15 protein-coding genes and 1 pseudogene are annotated in these 17,873 nt (G+C 65.5%); 4 read left to right on the forward strand and 12 right to left on the reverse strand.

All coding sequences use genetic code 11. The annotated features are described in order from the left end of the window. Positions 1-83: 83 nt before the first annotated feature. The 4 genes from fdhF to glp all read right to left on the reverse strand — a co-directional run bounded on the left by fdhF (position 84) and on the right by glp (position 6,284). Entirely contained in the window at positions 84-2,876 is a 2,793-nt protein-coding gene (gene fdhF / locus D8676_RS15835; RefSeq protein WP_121582035.1) for a formate dehydrogenase subunit alpha, read from the reverse strand. Continuing rightward, positions 2,876-4,549, reverse strand: coding sequence for an NAD(P)H-dependent oxidoreductase subunit E (locus D8676_RS15840; RefSeq protein ID WP_121582036.1), 1,674 nt, complete (start codon positions 4,547-4,549; stop codon positions 2,876-2,878). Before D8676_RS15840 ends, fdhF begins: the two co-directional genes overlap by 1 nt. A gap of 155 nt (positions 4,550-4,704) precedes the next feature. Beyond that, positions 4,705-4,938: a sulfurtransferase TusA family protein gene (locus tag D8676_RS15845; protein WP_121582089.1), complete on the reverse strand. Its 234-nt coding sequence runs from the start codon at positions 4,936-4,938 to the stop codon at positions 4,705-4,707. An 89-nt stretch (positions 4,939-5,027) separates the two neighbouring features. Beyond that, positions 5,028-6,284 (reverse strand): gephyrin-like molybdotransferase Glp, encoded by a 1,257-nt coding sequence (gene glp, locus D8676_RS15850; RefSeq protein ID WP_121582037.1) that lies wholly within the window; start codon positions 6,282-6,284, stop codon positions 5,028-5,030. A 136-nt stretch (positions 6,285-6,420) separates the two neighbouring features. On the opposite strand from glp, the gene D8676_RS15855 reads away from it, so the two are divergent. Both D8676_RS15855 and mobA read left to right on the forward strand, forming a co-directional pair. Beyond that, on the forward strand, positions 6,421-7,314 hold the full coding sequence (locus D8676_RS15855) for a formate dehydrogenase accessory sulfurtransferase FdhD (RefSeq protein WP_121582038.1): 894 nt from the start codon (positions 6,421-6,423) through the stop codon (positions 7,312-7,314). Then, on the forward strand, positions 7,304-7,933 hold the full coding sequence (gene mobA, locus D8676_RS15860) for a molybdenum cofactor guanylyltransferase MobA (RefSeq protein WP_121582039.1): 630 nt from the start codon (positions 7,304-7,306) through the stop codon (positions 7,931-7,933). The genes D8676_RS15855 and mobA overlap by 11 nt, the downstream gene beginning before the upstream one ends. Here the strand turns inward: mobA and D8676_RS15865 are convergent. From D8676_RS15865 to D8676_RS15885, 5 genes are all read right to left on the reverse strand, one after another. Further along, entirely contained in the window at positions 7,930-9,879 is a 1,950-nt protein-coding gene (locus tag D8676_RS15865) for a molybdopterin biosynthesis protein (RefSeq protein ID WP_121582040.1), read from the reverse strand. The two genes, mobA and D8676_RS15865, sit on opposite strands and share 4 nt — an antisense overlap. A 10-nt stretch (positions 9,880-9,889) precedes the next feature. Then, the gene (locus D8676_RS15870; protein ID WP_348629017.1) at positions 9,890-10,990 is read right to left on the reverse strand and encodes a molybdopterin-binding protein; all 1,101 of its coding nucleotides are present in this window, start codon (positions 10,988-10,990) and stop codon (positions 9,890-9,892) included. Between the two features lie 72 nt (positions 10,991-11,062). Then, complete coding sequence (locus tag D8676_RS15875) at positions 11,063-11,896, reverse strand: extracellular solute-binding protein (protein WP_121582090.1); 834 nt, start codon at positions 11,894-11,896, stop codon at positions 11,063-11,065. A 20-nt stretch (positions 11,897-11,916) separates the two neighbouring features. Further along, complete coding sequence (locus D8676_RS15880) at positions 11,917-12,639, reverse strand: ATP-binding cassette domain-containing protein (protein WP_121582042.1); 723 nt, start codon at positions 12,637-12,639, stop codon at positions 11,917-11,919. 3 nt (positions 12,640-12,642) lie between these two features. Beyond that, positions 12,643-13,335 carry an ABC transporter permease gene (locus D8676_RS15885; protein WP_121582043.1) on the reverse strand — a complete coding sequence of 231 codons (693 nt, stop codon included), beginning with the start codon at positions 13,333-13,335 and terminating at the stop codon, positions 12,643-12,645. 91 nt (positions 13,336-13,426) lie between these two features. On the opposite strand from D8676_RS15885, the gene D8676_RS15890 reads away from it, so the two are divergent. After that, a complete protein-coding gene (locus D8676_RS15890; RefSeq protein ID WP_121582044.1) occupies positions 13,427-14,302 on the forward strand; it encodes a helix-turn-helix transcriptional regulator in 876 nt (291 codons plus the stop codon). Positions 14,303-14,396: 94 nt separating this feature from the next. Here the strand turns inward: D8676_RS15890 and D8676_RS15895 are convergent, their stop codons facing one another. Together D8676_RS15895 and D8676_RS15900 are read right to left on the reverse strand one after the other, a co-directional pair. Then, positions 14,397-15,638: an acyltransferase gene (locus D8676_RS15895; RefSeq protein ID WP_121582045.1), complete on the reverse strand. Its 1,242-nt coding sequence runs from the start codon at positions 15,636-15,638 to the stop codon at positions 14,397-14,399. Continuing rightward, on the reverse strand, positions 15,610-17,349 hold the full coding sequence (locus D8676_RS15900; RefSeq protein ID WP_121582046.1) for a DUF4091 domain-containing protein: 1,740 nt from the start codon (positions 17,347-17,349) through the stop codon (positions 15,610-15,612). Before D8676_RS15900 ends, D8676_RS15895 begins: the two co-directional genes overlap by 29 nt. A gap of 43 nt (positions 17,350-17,392) precedes the next feature. On the opposite strand from D8676_RS15900, the pseudogene D8676_RS15905 reads away from it, so the two are divergent. After that, positions 17,393-17,584, forward strand: a pseudogene (locus D8676_RS15905) (substrate-binding domain-containing protein); the annotation flags it as partial. A gap of 29 nt (positions 17,585-17,613) precedes the next feature. On the opposite strand, the gene D8676_RS15910 reads toward D8676_RS15905, so the two are convergent. Then, the gene (locus D8676_RS15910) at positions 17,614-17,820 is read right to left on the reverse strand and encodes a DUF6494 family protein (protein ID WP_121582047.1); all 207 of its coding nucleotides are present in this window, start codon (positions 17,818-17,820) and stop codon (positions 17,614-17,616) included. Positions 17,821-17,873 lie beyond the last annotated feature (53 nt).

Below are 17,873 nucleotides of genomic sequence, written 5' to 3' on the forward strand. Positions count from 1 at the left end.
CGCGTTCCGGTCGGTGGTCGTGCTCTGGCATCCGATCAGGGCCAGAGCCATGGTCAGCAAAACAAGTCGCCGCATTGCATTCCTCATAGAGCCGCTTCGGCCATCTCCGATGCCGGCACAATTCGCGCGGCGCAGTACTTGAACTCCGGGATCTTTCCGTAAGGATCGAGCATCGGGTTGGTGAGCATGTTGGCCGGGCTCTCGTTGAAGCAGAACGGCATGAACACCATGCCGTCGGCGACCTCCCGGTCGGCGCGCAGAATGGCCTCGACCGTACCGCGCCGCGTCTCCACGGCGATGACGTCGCCTTGCGCCAGGCCACGACGCTTGATCTCGTAGGGGTTCATCGCGGCGATGCCATAGGGCTCGATGGCGTTGAGCACGCCGGCACGCCGGGTCATGGCGCCGGTATGCCAGTGCTCCAGCAGGCGGCCGGTGGTGAGGACCAGCGGATACTCTTCGTCGGGCACCTCGTCGGGCGGCAGCAGGTCGGTCGGCACGATGCGCCCGCGCCCGTCCGTGGTCGGGAAACCGGTGGTGAAGACGATCTCGTTGCCGGGAACATCCGGACCGTCGGCGGGATAGATGACGGATTCCTCGCGCTCGATGCGCTCCCAGGAGATATGCTTCAGCGAGGGCATCACCTTTGCCATCTCGGTGTAGACCTCCGAGACGTGGCCGTAGTTCCAGTCGAGGCCCATGCGGCGGGCAAGCTCGACGATCAGGTCGAGGTCCTGGCGCGCTTCGCCAGGCATGTCGAGCGCCGGGCGGCCGATCTGCACCTGTCGGTTGGTATTGGTGTAGGTGCCGAGCTTTTCGGCATGGGCCGAGGCCGGCAGAACCACGTCGGCATGCCAGGCCGTCTCGGTCAGGAAAATGTCCTGGACCACCAGATGTTCAAGCTTGGCGAGCGCGGCGCGGGCGTGGCTCTGGTCCGGGTCCGACATCGCCGGGTTCTCGCCCATGATGTACATGCCGCGGATTTCACCCTCGTGGATGGCATCGACGATCTCGACCACCGTCAGCCCGCGCTTCGGATCGAGCGTCTGGCCCCAGAAATTCTCGTACTGGCTGCGGATGTCGATGTTCTCCACCGACTTGTAGTCGGGGAAATACATCGGGATCAGCCCGGCGTCCGAAGCGCCCTGCACGTTGTTCTGGCCGCGCAGCGGGTGAAGCCCGGTTCCGGGACGCCCGACATGGCCGGTGATCAGCGCCAGCGCGATCAGGCAGCGTGAATTGTCGGTGCCGTGAGTGTGCTGCGAGACGCCCATTCCCCAGAAGATCATGGAGCGCTCGGACTTGGCGTAGGTGCGCGCCACATCGCGCAACACCTTGGCGTCGATGCCGCAGACCGGGGCCATCGCCTCGGGCGAAAAATCCTTGACCTTCTCCTTCAGCGCCTCGAAGCCCGAGACATTGGCCTGGATATACTGCTCGTCGTAGAGCTTCTCCTCGACGATGACATGCAGCAGCGCGTTGAGCATGGCGACGTCGCTGCCGGGCTTGAAGCGCAGGGCGTGGGTTGCGTGGCGCATCAGGTCCTGGCCGCGGGGGTCCATGACGATCAGCTTGGTGCCGCGCTTCACCGCCTGCTTGAAATAGGTGGCGGCGACCGGATGGTTGGTGGCGGGCCGTGCTCCGATGATGATCACGCACTCCGCCTTCATGGCGTCCATGAACGGCGCCGAGACGGCGCCCGAGCCGACGCCTTCCATCAGCGCGGCCACCGAAGAGGCGTGGCAGAGCCGCGTGCAGTGGTCGACATTGTTGGTGCCAAAACCCTGCCGCACGAACTTCTGGAAGAGATAGGCTTCCTCGTTCGAGCCTTTTGCCGAGCCGAAGCCGGCCAGCCCCTTGCCGCCATGCTCGTCGCGGATGCGCTTCAGGCCGCCGGCGGCGCGCTCCAGCGCTTCTTCCCAGGTGGCTTCGCGGAAGATCGTCAGCGGATCGACGCCCCGCAGGTCGATGTCGCCTGCCTTGGGTGCGTCATCGCGGCGGATCAGCGGCTTGGTCAGCCGTTCGGGCGACATCGCGTAGTCGAAACCGAAGCGGCCCTTGACGCACAGCCGGTTCTCGTTGGCCGGACCGTCGCGCCCATCGACCTGCACGATCCGGTTGTCCTTGACCGCCACCTTGGTCTGGCAGCCGACGCCGCAGAACGGGCAGACCGAGTCGACAACACGGTCGAATTCCTGGACGACGCGGGTCCTGCCCGCCTCATCCATCAGCGATTTCTCGTAGAGCGCCCCGGTCGGGCAGGCCTGGACGCACTCGCCGCAGGTCACGCAGGTCGACAGGCCCATCGGGTCGTGCATGTCGAAGACCGGGACCGAATGGTTGCCGCGTTCGGCCATGCCGATAACGTCGTTGACCTGCACCTCGCGGCAGGCGCGCACGCAGGCGCCGCAGGTGATGCAGGCGTCGAGATTCACCGCGATGGCAGGGTTCGAGATGTCGAACTCGGGCCGCATGTCGTCACTGACGAACCGGGATTCGTAGCGACCCCGCGCGATGCCCATCGAATCGGCCCATTTCCAGAAGGCCGACTGGTTATCGGGACCGTCGCTTGCCGGACGCATGTTGCTGGCGAGAAGCTCGAACACCATCTGGCGCGATTTTTCGGCGCGCTCGGTGTCGGTCTTCACGATCATGCCGGCGGCCGGCTTGCGTATGCAGGAGGCGGCCAGCACGCGCTCGCCTTCGATGTCGACCATGCAGGCGCGGCAATTGCCGTCAGGACGATAGCCCGGCATGTCGACATGGCACAGATGCGGGATCTTCGTGCCTTCGCGCTTGGCGACGTCCCAGATCGTCTCGTCTTCCTGGGCGGTGACGGTTTTGCCGTCGAGCGTGAATACGACGCTGTTTGCCATCAGAGGTCACTCCGGAAATGCGTCAGCAGATGGTTGACCGGGTTGGGCGCCGCCTGGCCCAGGCCGCAGATCGATGAATCACGCATGACCATTTCGAGGTCGCGGATGTCGTTCTCCGGCAGCGGTCCGTCTTCCTTCAACAAGGTCACCAGCTTTTCGGTTCCTTCGCGGCAGGGCGTGCACTTGCCACAGCTCTCATGCTTGAAGAACTTCATGAGATTGAGCGTGACGTCCTTGATGTTGTCGGCCTGCGAGAACACCACCACGGCATGCGAACCGACGAAGGCGCCCTGCTTGGCAAGCTCGCCGCCGAAATCGAGCGGTATGTCTCCCAGCATGGCGGGCAGGATGCCACCGGAGGCGCCGCCCGGCAGATAGGCCTTGAACTCATGTCCGTCGGCCATGCCGCCGCAATAGTCCTCGATCAGCTCGCGGACGGTGATGCCGGCAGGCGCCAGCTTGACGCCGGGCTCCTTCACGCGGCCAGAAACCGACCAGGAGCGGATGCCGGGATGGCCGGGCTTGCCCATGCCTGCGAACCAGGCTGGCCCCTTCTCGACGATGTCACGGATCCACCACAGCGTCTCGACATTGTGGTTGAGGGTGGGACGACCGAACAGGCCGACCTCCGCGATATAGGGCGGGCGGTGGCGCGGCATGCCGCGCCGGCCCTCGATGCTTTCCAGCATCGCGCTCTCCTCGCCGCAGATATAGGCGCCGGCGCCCCGGCGAAGCTCGATGAAGCCAGGGCTGACGATGCCGGCCGTCTCCAGCGCGGCGATCTCGGTGCGCAGGATGGCCAGCACCGCCGGATATTCGTCTCGCATGTAGAAATAGATGCGCTCGGCCTCGACCGCATGGGCCGCGATCAACGCCCCCTCGAAGGTACGGTGCGGATCTTTTTCGAGATAGATGCGGTCCTTGAACGTGCCGGGCTCGCCTTCGTCGCCATTGATCGACATCAGGCGCGGGCCCGGATAGGAGCGGACGAAGCCCCATTTCTTGCCGGCCGGAAAGCCGGCGCCGCCGAGGCCGCGCAGGCCTGCATCGCCCAGCATGGCGATGATCTCGTCGGTGGTCCGCGCCCCAGCGCGAACCTGCTGCAAAAGCTGGTATCCGCCCGCCTGGCGATACGCGTCGAAACCGACATAGTCGGGCACCTCGACACCGACCTCGCCCGCCGCGGCCATGCGCAACAGGCTCTCAGCAGAGGCCTCGTCGACTTCGCGGTCACCGATGCGCGCCGCAGGCGCGCCGGCGCAACGGCCCATGCAGGGTGCTCGCACCACGCGGATCGCCGCCGGATCGGCGCTCGCCTGCAATTCGCCGAGCAGCGCCTCGGCGCCGCCCAGCATGCAGCTCACCGAATCGCAAACGCGGATCGTCAGCGGCGCCGGCGGCGTGCCACCTTCCTTCACCACGTCGAAATGATCGTAGAAGGTCGCCACCTCGTAGACCTCGGCCTGCGACAGGCGCATATCCTCCGCCAGCGCCCGCAAATGCCGCGCCGACAGGCAGCCGTAGCGATCCTGGATCAGATGCAGGAACTCGATCAGCAGGTCGCGCCGCCGCTCGCGAGCGCCAAGCAGTTCCCGGACCTCGGCCAGCGCGCCATCGTCGAGCGCCCGCCCCTTGGGTCCGCGGTCCCGCGGCCGTCGATCCTGCATGGTCATGCTCTCATCTCCCCGAGCGAAACGCCCGTCACTCTTAACGACATTTCGGGTATCCGAGGATGTTGATTATGAGGCACGATATGTTCCCTGCACGACCCGATCTGCGCATTGCCTCGCAAGATCATGGAACCGCGAGAGACCCAGGCGCAACTCCGTCACGTCGTCGCAGCCTGCATCTTCTCGATCACGAACACGATGCGGTCGCCGTCGCGCTGCGTCGATTCAAGACTATCCCCTATCTCATTGAGCAGATTGGGAATATCGATGATCGCCAGTGGGTCGGTGCACTGGACCTCGAGCCGTTCGCCCGGCCTCAGGGATTTCAGCGCCTTGCGGGTCTTGAGCGCCGGCAAAGGGCATTTCAGCCCCGTCAGGTCGAGCTTCGTCATCATGGTGATTCATCATGCCCGACCCGGCGCGGCATCGTCAATCGACGCCAAGGGTTGCGGATTATCAGCCAGACGCCCGCAGCAAGGCCCTAGATCAAGCTCGAATAGGCCAGGAACCGGACGATCTCGCCCGGCTCGACCCGCGTCGTCTGTTCGCCCAGCTCGACGATCCCGTCGGTGGCAACGAGGGACGACAGGAGCCCTGCCCCCTCGCGGGGAAATTTCATCGCCTCGAAGCCTCCGTCGTCGGTCGCGCGCAGGCTGGCCCTGACATATTCCCGCCGGCCCAACTTCTTGCGGTAGGAGAAGGCGGCCCGGACCGCGGTCGGGATTGCCGGCTGCGGCCGTGCTCCCGCCAGAGCGAGGATTGCCGGGCGGGCGATATGCACGAAGGTGACGAAGCTCGCCACGGGATTGCCGGGCAGCCCGATCAGCGGAACTCCCCTGATCACGCCCATGGCGACCGGCCGGCCGGGCTTGATCGCCACGCGCCAGAAGACCAGGCTTCCGACGCTCTCGACGGCAGCCCGCACACAGTCGGCCTCGCCTGTGGACACGCCACCCGAGGTCAGGATCAGGTCGTGCGTCGACGCCGCGTCGCTCAGCCGACCTGCAATCAGGTCCCTGTCGTCGGCCAGGATGCCGAGATCCATGGTCTCGCAGCCCAGGCGCGCGAGCATGGCCATCAGCATGAACCGGTTGGAATCGAAAAGCTGCGCCGGTCCGCGCATGCCTCCCGGAGCCACGATCTCGTCGCCGGTCGAGAACACCGCGACCCGTATCCTGCGTCTGACCTCGACGTCGGCGAACCCCAGGGCGGCGGCGAGCGCGACGTCCTGCGGACGCATGCGGTGGCCTGCGGGCAGAACGGTCTCGCCGAGCGCGATATCCTCGCCGGCCGGGCGCACATTCGCCCCCCTTTTCAGGCCGGGCGGAAGCAGGACGCTGCCGGCACCGTCCACGCGCACGTCTTCCTGCATGAACACCGTGTCTGCCCCGTCGGGCATTGGAGCGCCGGTGAAGATGCGTATGGTTTCGCCTGACAACACCGACATATCGGGTGCCATGCCGGCCTGGACCCTTCCGGCAAGGGCGAAGGCCGTTTCGGCGGTCTGCGGCAGGTCGGCGCCCCGCACGGCATAGCCGTCTACGGCGGAATTGGTGAACGGCGGCAGCGCCAGCGGCGCCCTCATATCCTTCGCCAGGACGCGGCCGTCCGCCTGCGCCAAGGGTACCGTCTCGATCTCCTCGACCGCGCTGAGCTTCGATGCGATCAACGCAGCAGCCTCGTCGATGGGCTGCATCGGCCCGCCGAAAGCGAAGCAATCATCCGAGAGTTGCGCCATCTACCTTCTCAGTCCACCGGCGTGCGGAGTCCGTCGCGCCAATCCGGGCTTTTTTAACCAGCCTCCGTTTCAACAGGCTATAAGGTAGGGGTCAAGCCGAAGCCGGCGCGACCGGAATACGACTTCAGGAGGCCGCATGCACCAGATGATAGCCCAACCGGACCAGCCCGTCGTCATGCCGGACCCACAGGACCCGCGGCTGACTGAACTGGTTGCGGGCGTCGACCATACTGGCGCGGCGGTAGAGGTCCGCGTGCCCGTCGAGCGCGCTCTGACGCTCTACCTCAATGCGCAGGAGATCGTCACCATGATGACGATCAACGACTATCCCGAATATCTCGCGCTCGGCTACCTCCTGAACCAGAACATGCTTCTCGCCGACGATGTGGTGACCGGCGTCGAGTATGACGAGGACCTGCAGGTCGTGGTCGTGCGCACGGAGCGCAACACCGACTACGAGCAGAAGCTGAAGAAGCGGACGCAGACCTCGGGCTGTGCGCAAGGCACGGCATTCGGCGACTTGCTCGAGGCGATCGAGGACATCGCCCTCCCCGCCGCCGTGCTTCGCACCTCCTGGCTCTACGCGCTGACGCACAAGATCAACACCACTCCCTCGCTCTATCTCGAAGCCGGCGCCATCCATGGCTGCGTGCTTTGCAAGGAAGGGACGCCGGTCTGCTACATGGAGGATGTCGGCCGCCACAACGCGGTCGACAAGATCGCCGGCTGGATGTACCGCCATGGCGTCGATCCCTCCGACAAGATCCTCTACACCACCGGCCGGCTGACCTCGGAGATGACGATCAAGACGGTACGGATGGGCATCCCGATCCTGGTTTCGCGCTCGGGCTTCACCGCCTGGGGCGTGGCGCTGGCCCGCGAAGTGGGGCTGACGCTGGTCGGCCGGGCGCGCGGCAAGCGCTTCACCGCGCTTTCGGGCCAGGAACGCATCATCTTCGACCAGGACGCGGCCTCGGTGGACGAGGAAGCGTCGCGACATCGCCGCAAGGGCGCCGAGCATGACGACTGAGCGACTGGAAACGCTGTGTGTCGTGCTGGCGGGCGGGCTCGGCAGGCGCATGGGCGGCGGCGACAAGCCGATGCGCGAAATCGGCGGACGCACGATCCTCGAACACGTCATCGAGCGGCTGGAGAGGCAATGCGACGGGCTGGTGCTCAACGCCAACGGAGACCCCGCGCGCTTCGCCCGCTTCGGCCTGCCGGTCGTCGCCGACACGATCGAGGGCTATCCGGGGCCGCTCGCCGGCATACTCGCCGCGCTGGAGTGGACCGCAGCAAACAGACCCGGCATCGAATGGGTCGTCAGCGCCGCCGGCGATTGCCCGTTCCTGCCGCGCGACCTCGTCGCCCGCCTGCAGCAGGCGCGTTCGGCCGAGGGGGCGGACCTGGCCGTAGCAGCGTCCGGCGGCCAGGCCCATCCGGTCATCGGGCTCTGGAAGGTCGCACTGCGGGACGAGTTGCGCCATGCGCTCATCGACGAAGACCTTCGCAAGATCGACCGCTGGACGGCCCGCTACCGCCTCGCCACCGTGGCCTGGCCGGTCGAGCCGGTGGACCCGTTCTTCAACGCCAACACGGTCGATGATCTCGCCGAGGCCGAACGGCTCGCTGCGCTGGTCGCCAACTAAACGGCCGGCTTGAAACCTGCCCGCTCCAGCGCAGCATGAATCTCGGGTGACCGAAGGGCGGCTACAAAAGCCTGGACCGCCGGCCGCTGCTTGCGCTCCGACACCAGCGCGAAGTCGTAGTGCTCTTCCGTCAGCGGTATAAAGCCGAGCCCGGCCGCATGCGCCACCGGCGCGATGGTGACGCCCCAGTCCGCGCGTTGCTGGGCGACGGCGGCGGCGACAGCGTTGTGCGAGCGCGGCTGGTTCCAGTAGCCGTCGGGGCGGGCCGGGCCGAGCAACTGATCGATCAGGATGCGCGTTCCCGCGCCCTGATTGCGGTTGACCATCATGCAATCGGGATCGGCGAGCGCCGCGCGGACCGCCTCCTCGGCGCCGCGGCCCTCGAAGCGTGCGTCGCCGGGGCGGAACACCAGTCCCTGCATGCGCCGCCAGCCGGGCACCAGTTCGAGGCCCTCGCTCAGGAAGCTTTCATTGTAGCTCTGGGTCTTCGGGTCGAAGAGATGGATCGGCGCAAGGTCGCACTCGCCACGCTTGGCTGCGGCAAGTCCGCCGAGGCTTCCAACCGCCAGCGAGCGCACCGAAATCCCGCCGCGCGAGAGTTCGCCCATGACCAGATCGAGGCCTGTGCAGTGACTGCCGATGACGACGAGGTCGGGAACGCGCACCTGCGGCGTGAACAGAGTGACCGACACGTCGGCGCCGGCGGGCATGTGATCGGCCAGGGCCTCGATACGAATGAAGCCGTCGGCCTGGGTGAAGGAGGTGATGGCGCCCGAGCCCTTGCCGGTCGCATAGGCCGCGAGCCCCTCCTGTCCCTGCACTAGCGACACCATGACGAACTCGGTGCGCCCGAGTTCGGACGGAATGCGGAACGGAATTCGCGCGTTCACCTGCGCGTCGACGCGCGGCGGCAGCCCTGCCATGCGCCTGAGCACCGGCACCACCATGTCGTGGAAGGTGAACATCGCCGAGGTCGGAAATCCCGGCAGGATGATGACCGGCTTGCCGTCGCACACCGCCAGACAGAGCGGCTTGCCGGGTTTCAGCGCCACGCCGTGGGCGATGATGCCCGGCTTGCCGAGCCGGCCGATGATGCGATGGCTGACGTCCCCTGCCCCCTTGGACGTGCCGCCCGACAGGATCAGGACGTCATGCGCCGCGAGCGCGTCGCGCATCGCTTGCTCGAGCTTGGCTTCGTCATCCGGAAAGGCACCCAGAAAATGCGCTTCCCCGCCATTTTCAGTGACGGCCGCGCTTACGATCGGGCCATTGGCATCGTAGATGCCGGCCGGCGGCAGCGGCTCGCCCGGCTGGACGAGTTCGTCGCCGGTTGAGAGGATGGCGACGCGTGGCTTGCGAGCCACCGTTACCTCTGCGATCCCACAGGCGGCGAGCATGCCGATCTCGCGCGAGCCGATCACCGTTCCGGCGCGCAGCACGACCTCCCCTCGCGCCATGTCGGACCCGGCGCTGGAGACGAACTGGCCCGGCGCGACGCCGCGCCTCACCTCGATGACGCCCGCTTCCGCCGGATGCGTGTGCTCCACCATGATGATCGCGTCGGCGCCGCGCGGCAGCGGTCCGCCTGTCGCAATGGGCGTGGCGGTTCCAGCCAACACCGGCAATCGCGGGACCGTACCGCAGGCAATCGTTTCGGTGTTGAGGGCAAGCCGGACCGGGCGCGCCTGCGAGGCGTCGGCAACGTCGGCCGCGCGCAATGCAAAACCGTCGACGTTGGAGCGGTCGAAGGGCGGCACGTCGATCGGCGCCACGACGTCATCCGCCAGCGCCAGCCCGAGCGTATCGGCCACGGCGCGCGTTTCGGTCGGCAGCGGCCTGGGAAACAGCGCTGCCTCGAAGCGCGCCAGCGCCTCCTCGCGCGACAGTATCGTCAGGAACTGTTCCTGGCCGGTGTGCTGCCGGTTCGAGGATGGAGAATTCGTCATGTCGGCTGGCTCAATCCAGGTTGCGGAGCGGAAGGGCGGCAACGGGCGTACCGACGGCATATCCCTCGCTGTTGTCAGGGATTGCAACCCAGGCATCGGCAAGCCGCATCGCATCCAGCGAAAAATCGCCGACGGCGAGCGGCATCCACGTGCCCCGCTCCCTGCCGACCAGGGCGATCTCGCAGAGCCCGACCGCCGATGAGATTTTGCGCGCGAGCGGCAGGGCGATCCCGGCTCGCTCCGACCGGCCCGACAAACGATCCAGGACCGGCTGGACGAGGGCAAGATATCCGGCGAAGGCCTGGTCGGGCAAGCCGGCCAACGCAACCACCGGCGTGCTGCCGAGCCGACCGATCGCTGTGGTTCCGCCGGGAGCTAGGGCAAGCCGGTGCGCGATCAACGCGCCGCGGCGCGCGAGCGCCTCGGCTGTCACGTCGGCGCGACCGTCTCCGGTTCCTCCGACCAGGAGAAGCAGATCGCAGGGCTCACCATCGAGTGCTGCGGCGATCGCGGCCGCGTCACGCGTCTTTATCTCCGTCGCGGCAACTGTCACACCCGCGACCTTCAGGCTCTCCGCCACGAGAAATCGCGATAGCGTCTCGCCGCTCGCGGCGGCGACATCGATCAGGCGGACATGTGGGGTCCGCACGGCAATCTGGCTCAATCCCAGTTTGCGAGCGACCAGCAGGTCTGTGACCGACAGGTTTCGCCCCGCCAGCACCACCGGACGGCCCGCCGCCAGATCCTCACCGGCGCGGCGGATGCCCTGGCCGGGCGCTGCTTCGCCGACGGCCTGGGCCATCGGGCCGCTGCAATCGATGAGATCGGCCTGCAGCACGCAGTCGCAGCCTTCCGGCATGGCGTCGCCCGTCGCCACCCAGGTTGGAGCCGCGGCCAGCATCAGCGGCGAATAGGCTGACGCGCCGACGAGATCGAGCGCGCGGCACGCCCAACCATCCGTGGCGGCGATGCTGTGAGCGGGCTCCGCATCCTGGAGGGCCGGCATCTCGGCCGCAACGCGGCCGAGCGCCTCGTCAAGCGCAACGGAGCGGGAAACAACCGGCGCCAGACCATCGAGAAGCGCGGCAAGCGCCGCTTCGACGCTGGTCAAGGCGCCGGTCGGAGGAAGCGTTCTCATCATGTCCCGATGATGGGACAGACGCCAGTCGCTTTGCAACCGGCCTCAGGAGCGATCCTGCGTCGCGTTCGGGAAGAAGAGCTGCTGCCCGTCGATCTTGTATTCGCCGATCGCCGCCTGCCCTTCCGGCGAGATCAGCCAGTCGATGAAGCTCTGGCCGGCCTCCGCCTTGACGCTGGGATGCTTCTCCGGGTTCACCAGCATGACGCCGTACTGGTTGAACAGCCGCTTGTCGCCTTCCACCACGATGTCGAGGTCGCCGCGGTTCTTGAAAGAGAGCCAGGTGCCGCGGTCGGAAAGGACATAGGCGTTCATGGCGGAGGCGGTATTGAGCGCCGCGCCCATGCCCTGTCCGATCTCCTTGTACCAGGGGCCCTTTGCCGCATCGATGTCGACGCCGGCCACCTTCCAGAGCTTCAGTTCGGCGGAATGGGTGCCGGACTTGTCGCCCCTGGAAACGAAGGGCGCTCCCTTGGTCTGGATCGCCGTGAGGGCGGCGGCGATGTCCTTGCTGCCGCTGATCCCTGCCGGATCGCTCTTCGGGCCGATCAGCACGAAGTCGTTGTACATGACGTCGAAGCGTTTCACGCCAAAACCCTCCTCGAGGAATTTCTCCTCCTGGGCCTTGGCGTGGACGAACACCACGTCGGCATCGCCGCGGCGGGCGGTATCGAGGGCCTGCCCGGTCCCCTGCGCCACGACCTTGACGTCGATGCCGGTCTTCGCCTCGAACAGGGGGAGAATGTGGTCGAACAGGCCGGAATCCTGTGTGGAGGTCGTCGATGCGACGACGATCGACTGGTCCTGGGCCAGGGCAGGCGCGCCGCCGGCCAGCATCAGCAGCGCGGTGAGTGCAGAGAACATTCGGCGAGTCAGCATCTCAATCTCCATTCGGTTGCTCAAAGGACAAGATCGCCGCGCACGAAGGCAGCGGCTTGCGGGGTTGCCGGGCGGTCCAGGAAATCGCTGGCGGCGGCATGCTCGAAAAGACGGCCGCGGACCAGGAAGACGACATCCCCGGCAAGCCTGCGCACCTGGCCGAGATCGTGCGAAGCCATGACGATTTTCGTGCCCGAACGGGCGGCGTCGAGAATGATCTCCTCGACGAAGCGTGTCGCGGCCGGATCGAGACTGGCCGTCGGCTCGTCGAGCAGGAGGATTTCCGGCTGGCGCCCCAGCGCGCGGGCAAGCGCCAGCCGCTGCTGCTCGCCGCCGGACAAGCGGCGCGCCGGCCGCGAGGCAAGAGCGCTGAGGCCGACCCGGTCGAGCAATTCCTCGGTGCGCCGGGTGCGCAAGCCGCGCGGGCAGCCGGCCTGGGCGAGCCCGTAGGCGACATTGGCGGCGGCGGAACGGCGCAGCATCACCGGCTTCTGGAAAAGGATGGCGCGGCGCTCCGGTCCCGCATCGGCCCGGCCGCCCCAACTCACGGCGCCTGTCGACGGTTCGGCCAACCCCATGCAGAGCCGAAGCAGGGAGGTCTTGCCCGATCCGTTGGGGCCGAGGATGAGCGTCGGCGCACCCGGCCCGATCGTCAGGTTCACCCGGTCGAGTATCGTCGTCGCGCCAGCGGTCAGCGACACGTCGTCGAAAGCCAGGGGAAGATCGCTCGCTGCAGCACGCATCCCCTAACCCGCCCGTTGCTCGGACCACAGCCGCACGCCCCAGGCGGCAGCGTTGATCAGCAGGATGAGGAAAATCAGGATGAGGCCGAGGCCCATCGCCAGCGGCAGGTTGCCCTTCGAGGTTTCCAGCGCGATGGTGGTCGTCATGGTGCGCGTGAAGCCGTCGATATTGCCGCCGACGATCATCACCGTGCCCACCTCGGCCGCGGCCCTGCCGAAACCCGCGAGCAGCGCGGTGACGAGGCTGAAGCGGCTGTCCCACAGCAAGGTGGCCACCTGCCCCGCCGGACCGACGCCCATCGCGGTCAGTTCCTCGCGGTATTCGAGCCACAGATCCTCGACCGTCTGGCGCGTCAGCGCGGCAATGATCGGCAGCACCAGAAGCGCCTGCGCGATGACCATGGCGGTCGGCGTGAACAGAAGCCCGAGTTCGCCGAGCGGTCCGGAGCGCGACAGCAGCAGATAGACGGTCAAGCCGACCACCACGGGCGGCAGGCCCATGAAACCGTTCAGCACCACGACAACGGCAGAGCGGCCCGGGAAACGCATCAGCGCGAGCATGGCGCCCAGCGGCAAGCCAACGACCAGGGCGATCGCGACAGCCGACAGGCTGACGGCAAGCGACAGCCGCACGATCGCGAACAGTGTCGCGTCGCCGGACGCGATGAGCTGCCACGCGCTGACTGTTTCCGACATTAGCCTCGCCTACTCACCAAGCCGTTTCACGCAGCTTTTCCCAAAAAGTCAAATTGTTGAAACAGCACAGGAATATGCATAAGAATGCAGGATGAAACTGCTGACCACCTCCGAAGCCGCCGACTATCTGCGCATTGGCGAGCGCAAGCTTTACGAGCTGGTCGCAGAGGGGCACATCCCGTGCAGCAAGGTGGCCGGCAAGTGGCTCTTTCCGCGGCATGAGCTCGACCGCTGGGTGATGTCCGGGCTTGCGCGGCCTTCGGGAATGCTCCCGCACGAGCCGCCGCCGATCGTCGGAGGAAGCCAGGACGACCTGCTCGAATGGACCCTGCGCCAGTCGGGCTCCGGCCTGGCCTCGCTCACCGAGGGCACGGAAGGCGGCGTCGCCCGCCTGCTGCAGGGCGAGGCCGCGGTCGCGGCGATCCATTTTCACAGCGAAGCCGACGACGCGAATGTCGCCGCGGTGGCTGCCATGCCGCGGCTCTACGATGCGGTCCTGGTCGGCTTCGCGCGTCGCGAACAGGGCCTGCTGCTACCGCCGGGCAATCCGAGATCGCTGAACAGCCTCGCCGACGTGATTGCGTCCGGCGCAAGGATAGCCGTCCGGCAACGCGGGGCCGGGGCGGATATGCTGCTTACCCTGCTGCTGGCGGGCATCGGTGCCAAGCCCGGCGACCTCAACCGGCTGGAGCCACCCTGCCTCACCGGTCCCGACCTGGCGGCGACCGTCCGCACCGGGCGCGCCGATTGCGGCATCGCCACGCACGCTGCCGCACGCGCCGCTGGTCTGGATTTCGTGCCGCTGGCCTGGGAGAACTTCGATCTCCTGATGCGGCAGCGAACCTACTTCCAGCCTTCGATCCAGGCGCTTTTGCGGTTCTTGGGCGAGGAAAGCTTTGCCGGGCGCGCCGCCGAGCTTGCCGGCTACGATCCAAGCCCCGCCGGGCAGATTCGGTTCTTCAAGTAAGGCGCCGCTCCTGCCAAGGGCCGCGTCTCGTCTCAGCCGAGATCTATCTCGCCTTCGACGACGTGGTTCAGGCCGGTGGCCTCCAACGGAGTGTTCACCCAGACATATGCTCCGTGACACTCCCCGATCTGTTGGTCCGTCGCTTCACCGCTGAATTTCTCCCCGTCGAAGACTCAAGTTTTTGCCCCCGTACAGCATCGCGTACGAGCCGCAGGGGCCTTTCCGCCACCCAGTCCGTAATCCACGCGATCAACAAGGCGGCCGGGAAGACGAATGCGATTGTCCAGTAGCTCTGGGGCAGGAAAACCGATGCCAAAACGAGAATGGCGTACTGCTGCAGATAGATTGGATATGACAGATCTCCGATTTTTCGGTCGATCGTTTTGCTGAACCTCGGCACCCTCGCGTTCATCAGGAGAACCATGACTAGCGTCAAAAGCGAAAACAACGCGACGTGGAAGACCGATGTCTCGAACGAAATGGTCTTATGTGACAGAAACCCCGGCATGACCGTCGCGACGGTCGTCCATATACATAGCAGGAAGGCGGCAACTGACGCGACGAGTGACGTTCGCGCGGGTTTGGTGGCGACGAAATAAAGAGCAATGCCGAACACGAAGTAGGGAACGAATGAAAATGCCGAAGGCCCGAAGCCGATGATTGCGCAAGCAAACATAGCAGTGGCCACAAGAGAGGCCACTGCAACGGCTGCACGAACGCTCCATTGCCCGATGAAGACCGCCGCAGCCACGACAATGTAGAACAGCACCTCGACCCGCAGAGCCCACACATAAGGCACGAAGAACGCCGCGTTGTCGCAAGGGCCAGGCATGAAGGCAATCGCATTGCAGGCGAGGTTCCCCCGACTGAACAGTTCGGCGCCGGTGTATGGAACGAGATCGTTCGGCAGGTAGGTCGGAGCCATCCGAAGCGCCAGCAGAATCGCCCCGATAGAGAGCACCAGCGAGATGACATAGAGCGGGGCAATGCGCAGGAACCGATTCATCGCGAATGCCACCGGTCTACCGCGATAGAACTTCACAGCCGCCTCCGTCATGACAAAACCGGAGAGCGTGAAGAACATGAGCACGGCAATGGATCCCGTCGCCCAGCTACCCCAATCCGCCTTTGGACCGACGTGTCCGACGTGCTGTACGATGACAAGCATGGCCAGGGTCGTCCGGAAAATCCCGAACGGGCGATAGCCGATAACCTCGCTGGAGCCGTGTGACCATTGTATCCCGTCACGAGGCGAACATACCTCGATCACGGGAATTTTGCCGGCGGCCGATGCAATTGCAGGCGGCCTAGCGGGAAAGGGGGTCACATCCGCCATTGCCTCTGGTGACGCTCTCGAGATATTCGCCCAATCGTTGCCGCTGTTGCTCTAGCTTCTGGGGGTCCTTGGTCCATCGACGCCAGGACCGCGCTACGGGATCGACGAAAGCCTTGGCCTCAAACCGGCAGCCGAGCCCGGCGAGCAGCGCGACGTAATCGTAGTCGTCGACACCGTCGCGAAGCCATTTGAGCCGCATTGATGCGGCGACGCGCGTGCTGAAACCCGGCCACGGCGGATAAACCAGCATCCCCTCGCCCGGGAAGCCGCTGTAGGTCTGGATGTCGCTCCACGGCGCCTTGGTCCAAAGATCGACTTGCCAGTATAGCAACCCCGTCAGTCCAAGGCTCTGGCTGAGAAAGCCGGGCTGGATGCGAAAATTGACCGGCGCAAAGTCGATCTGCCACTTCGGCGAGTATTCATCCTGCACCAGTGCATTGTACGACCAGACCTCGTCTCCCTTTGCCAGCACCTCGCGAATGCGGTCGCCCGCTTTGTCGTACATGTTCGGGAGCACTACCCAGATGTCGACCGCCGAGCGCCCGCTCCCCGACCCGTCGTCGTAGAGTTCTTTCTCGGGCATCATGGTGATGAGATTATCGACGCCTGCTTCATGCAGCGCACGACCCCAGGCTTTCACCAAATCCGGCTGGTACGCGCAGAGATCGATTTCGTCTGCCGAATAATTGTATATCCGAAGCCTATTGTCTTGCAGGGCCAACTCTCGGCGCACTTCGGCAACATCGGGCGGCGGCAGCATCGCGCACCTGACATTGTCGTCGCCGCTCCAAAAGGACAAGCCTGTGGACTTGAGGCCGCTGCCCTCGATCAACTCGGCTTGCTCGGTCGGCGCTACATGAAGCGGCATGAGCCGATGTGCCAACAACACATCCACGATCGAGCGGTTCATCGCCCTATCGCGCGCAGCGACCCGGAACAGCGAATTGAGTGCGGGTTGGAGGGGAAGTGCGAAATCCCAGACTCGTACCTGAACGTCGAGACTTGTCTCGTCACCGCCCGACCGGACGGCAATGCCCAGATTGAATTCGCCGGGGCTAGCGTTTTCCGCGACGCAGACATCGGTCCAGAATAGCCGCGTTGTTTCTCCACTACCGTCGTTTGCCGCTGTGAAGGTCCACTGAGCGCCCTCCAGGGTTCCCTCGATCGGAATCAGAGCATCCGGGTACCAACCCGCGCCGAGCGGCCGGTTGTCGCCACGTGGGTCAGGGCTTGGCTGCCTCACTTCGACATAATGCTCTTTGAAGAGCGCAAGATCCCACTCATGGTCAGAGCGCAATTCCAGATCGATGTCGCCAAGGCCACCACCTTCGCGCCAAACGGCGATCTGAAACGACTCGCATTCGCGGCGGGCTGCGAACAGTTTCAGCGACGACATGGGATTCGGGGGAGCATCTCGCATGACGCGCTCGAGGCTGGGCACCAGCGCAGCCTTCAAGACGCCCTCGGCATGCGTCGCGGATGCCAAGGCACACTGCATGACGAACAGGGCGAAGACGAGCACGCGAAGGGGCATTCTCGTGACCCCCCGTCCGGGGCGTTGAGGAAACTCGGCTGCGAAGACTAAAGGCACGAGCCCGAACTGCCTGTCATCGTTTAATTGGATGAGAAACGCCTTCATGCAGACGGGTGGTGAGCCGGCGAAGAGCGTCGGCACATCGGTGGCGAGGCGCATGCGGCCGATGAACTGCACCGGCGCTATGTCGAAATAGAACCACGAGATGACGTGCCGCCAACGCGCCGCCGGTCTGGATTTCGTGCCGCTGGCCTGGGAGAACTTCGATCTCCTGATGCGGCAGCGAACCTACTTCCAGCCTTCGGTCCAAGCGCTTTTGCGGTTCCTAGGCGAGGAGAGCTTTGCCGGGCGCGCCGCCGAACTTGCCGGCTACGATCCAAGCCCTGCCGGGCAGATTCGGTTCTTCAAATAAGGACGGCCCAGGCCGGGCCGCGCCTCGTCTCAGCCGAGATCTATCTCGCCTTCGACGACGTGGTTCAGGCCGGCGGCCTCCGACGTTATCACGGCCTTGACCGTCAGGCGGCCCTTCCCTTTCAGGCCCTTCTCCGCCACGGCTTTCTCGATTGCCTGCTGCGATGTCACGCCGACCTGCTTGAGGAACTTGCGCATGGAGACGTTGAAGGGATCGGTTTCCATATTCTGGGTCATATGATTGCCTCGAACAGTAGCGAACGATGTTGGCCGCCCGGCAAAGCTTGACG

This window comes from Mesorhizobium sp. YM1C-6-2, assembly GCF_003666685.1.
Lineage (GTDB): Bacteria > Pseudomonadota > Alphaproteobacteria > Rhizobiales > Rhizobiaceae > Mesorhizobium_K.

Excerpts from the sequence above, each read along its gene's own strand:
- mobA (WP_121582039.1), top strand. The coding sequence starts at position 7,304 with ATGACGACTGAGCGACTGGAAACGCTGTGTGTCGTGCTGGCGGGCGGG.
- D8676_RS15845 (WP_121582089.1), bottom strand. The coding sequence starts at position 4,938 with ATGACGAAGCTCGACCTGACGGGGCTGAAATGCCCTTTGCCGGCGCTC.
- fdhF (WP_121582035.1), bottom strand. The coding sequence starts at position 2,876 with ATGGCAAACAGCGTCGTATTCACGCTCGACGGCAAAACCGTCACCGCC.
- D8676_RS15895 (WP_121582045.1), bottom strand. The coding sequence starts at position 15,638 with ATGGCGGATGTGACCCCCTTTCCCGCTAGGCCGCCTGCAATTGCATCG.
- D8676_RS15910 (WP_121582047.1), bottom strand. The coding sequence starts at position 17,820 with ATGACCCAGAATATGGAAACCGATCCCTTCAACGTCTCCATGCGCAAG.
- D8676_RS15875 (WP_121582090.1), bottom strand. The coding sequence starts at position 11,896 with ATGCTGACTCGCCGAATGTTCTCTGCACTCACCGCGCTGCTGATGCTG.
- glp (WP_121582037.1), bottom strand. The coding sequence starts at position 6,284 with ATGGCGCAACTCTCGGATGATTGCTTCGCTTTCGGCGGGCCGATGCAG.
- D8676_RS15890 (WP_121582044.1), top strand. The coding sequence starts at position 13,427 with ATGAAACTGCTGACCACCTCCGAAGCCGCCGACTATCTGCGCATTGGC.
- D8676_RS15865 (WP_121582040.1), bottom strand. The coding sequence starts at position 9,879 with ATGACGAATTCTCCATCCTCGAACCGGCAGCACACCGGCCAGGAACAG.
- D8676_RS15880 (WP_121582042.1), bottom strand. The coding sequence starts at position 12,639 with ATGCGTGCTGCAGCGAGCGATCTTCCCCTGGCTTTCGACGACGTGTCG.
- D8676_RS15885 (WP_121582043.1), bottom strand. The coding sequence starts at position 13,335 with ATGTCGGAAACAGTCAGCGCGTGGCAGCTCATCGCGTCCGGCGACGCG.
- D8676_RS15855 (WP_121582038.1), top strand. The coding sequence starts at position 6,421 with ATGCACCAGATGATAGCCCAACCGGACCAGCCCGTCGTCATGCCGGAC.
- D8676_RS15840 (WP_121582036.1), bottom strand. The coding sequence starts at position 4,549 with ATGACCATGCAGGATCGACGGCCGCGGGACCGCGGACCCAAGGGGCGG.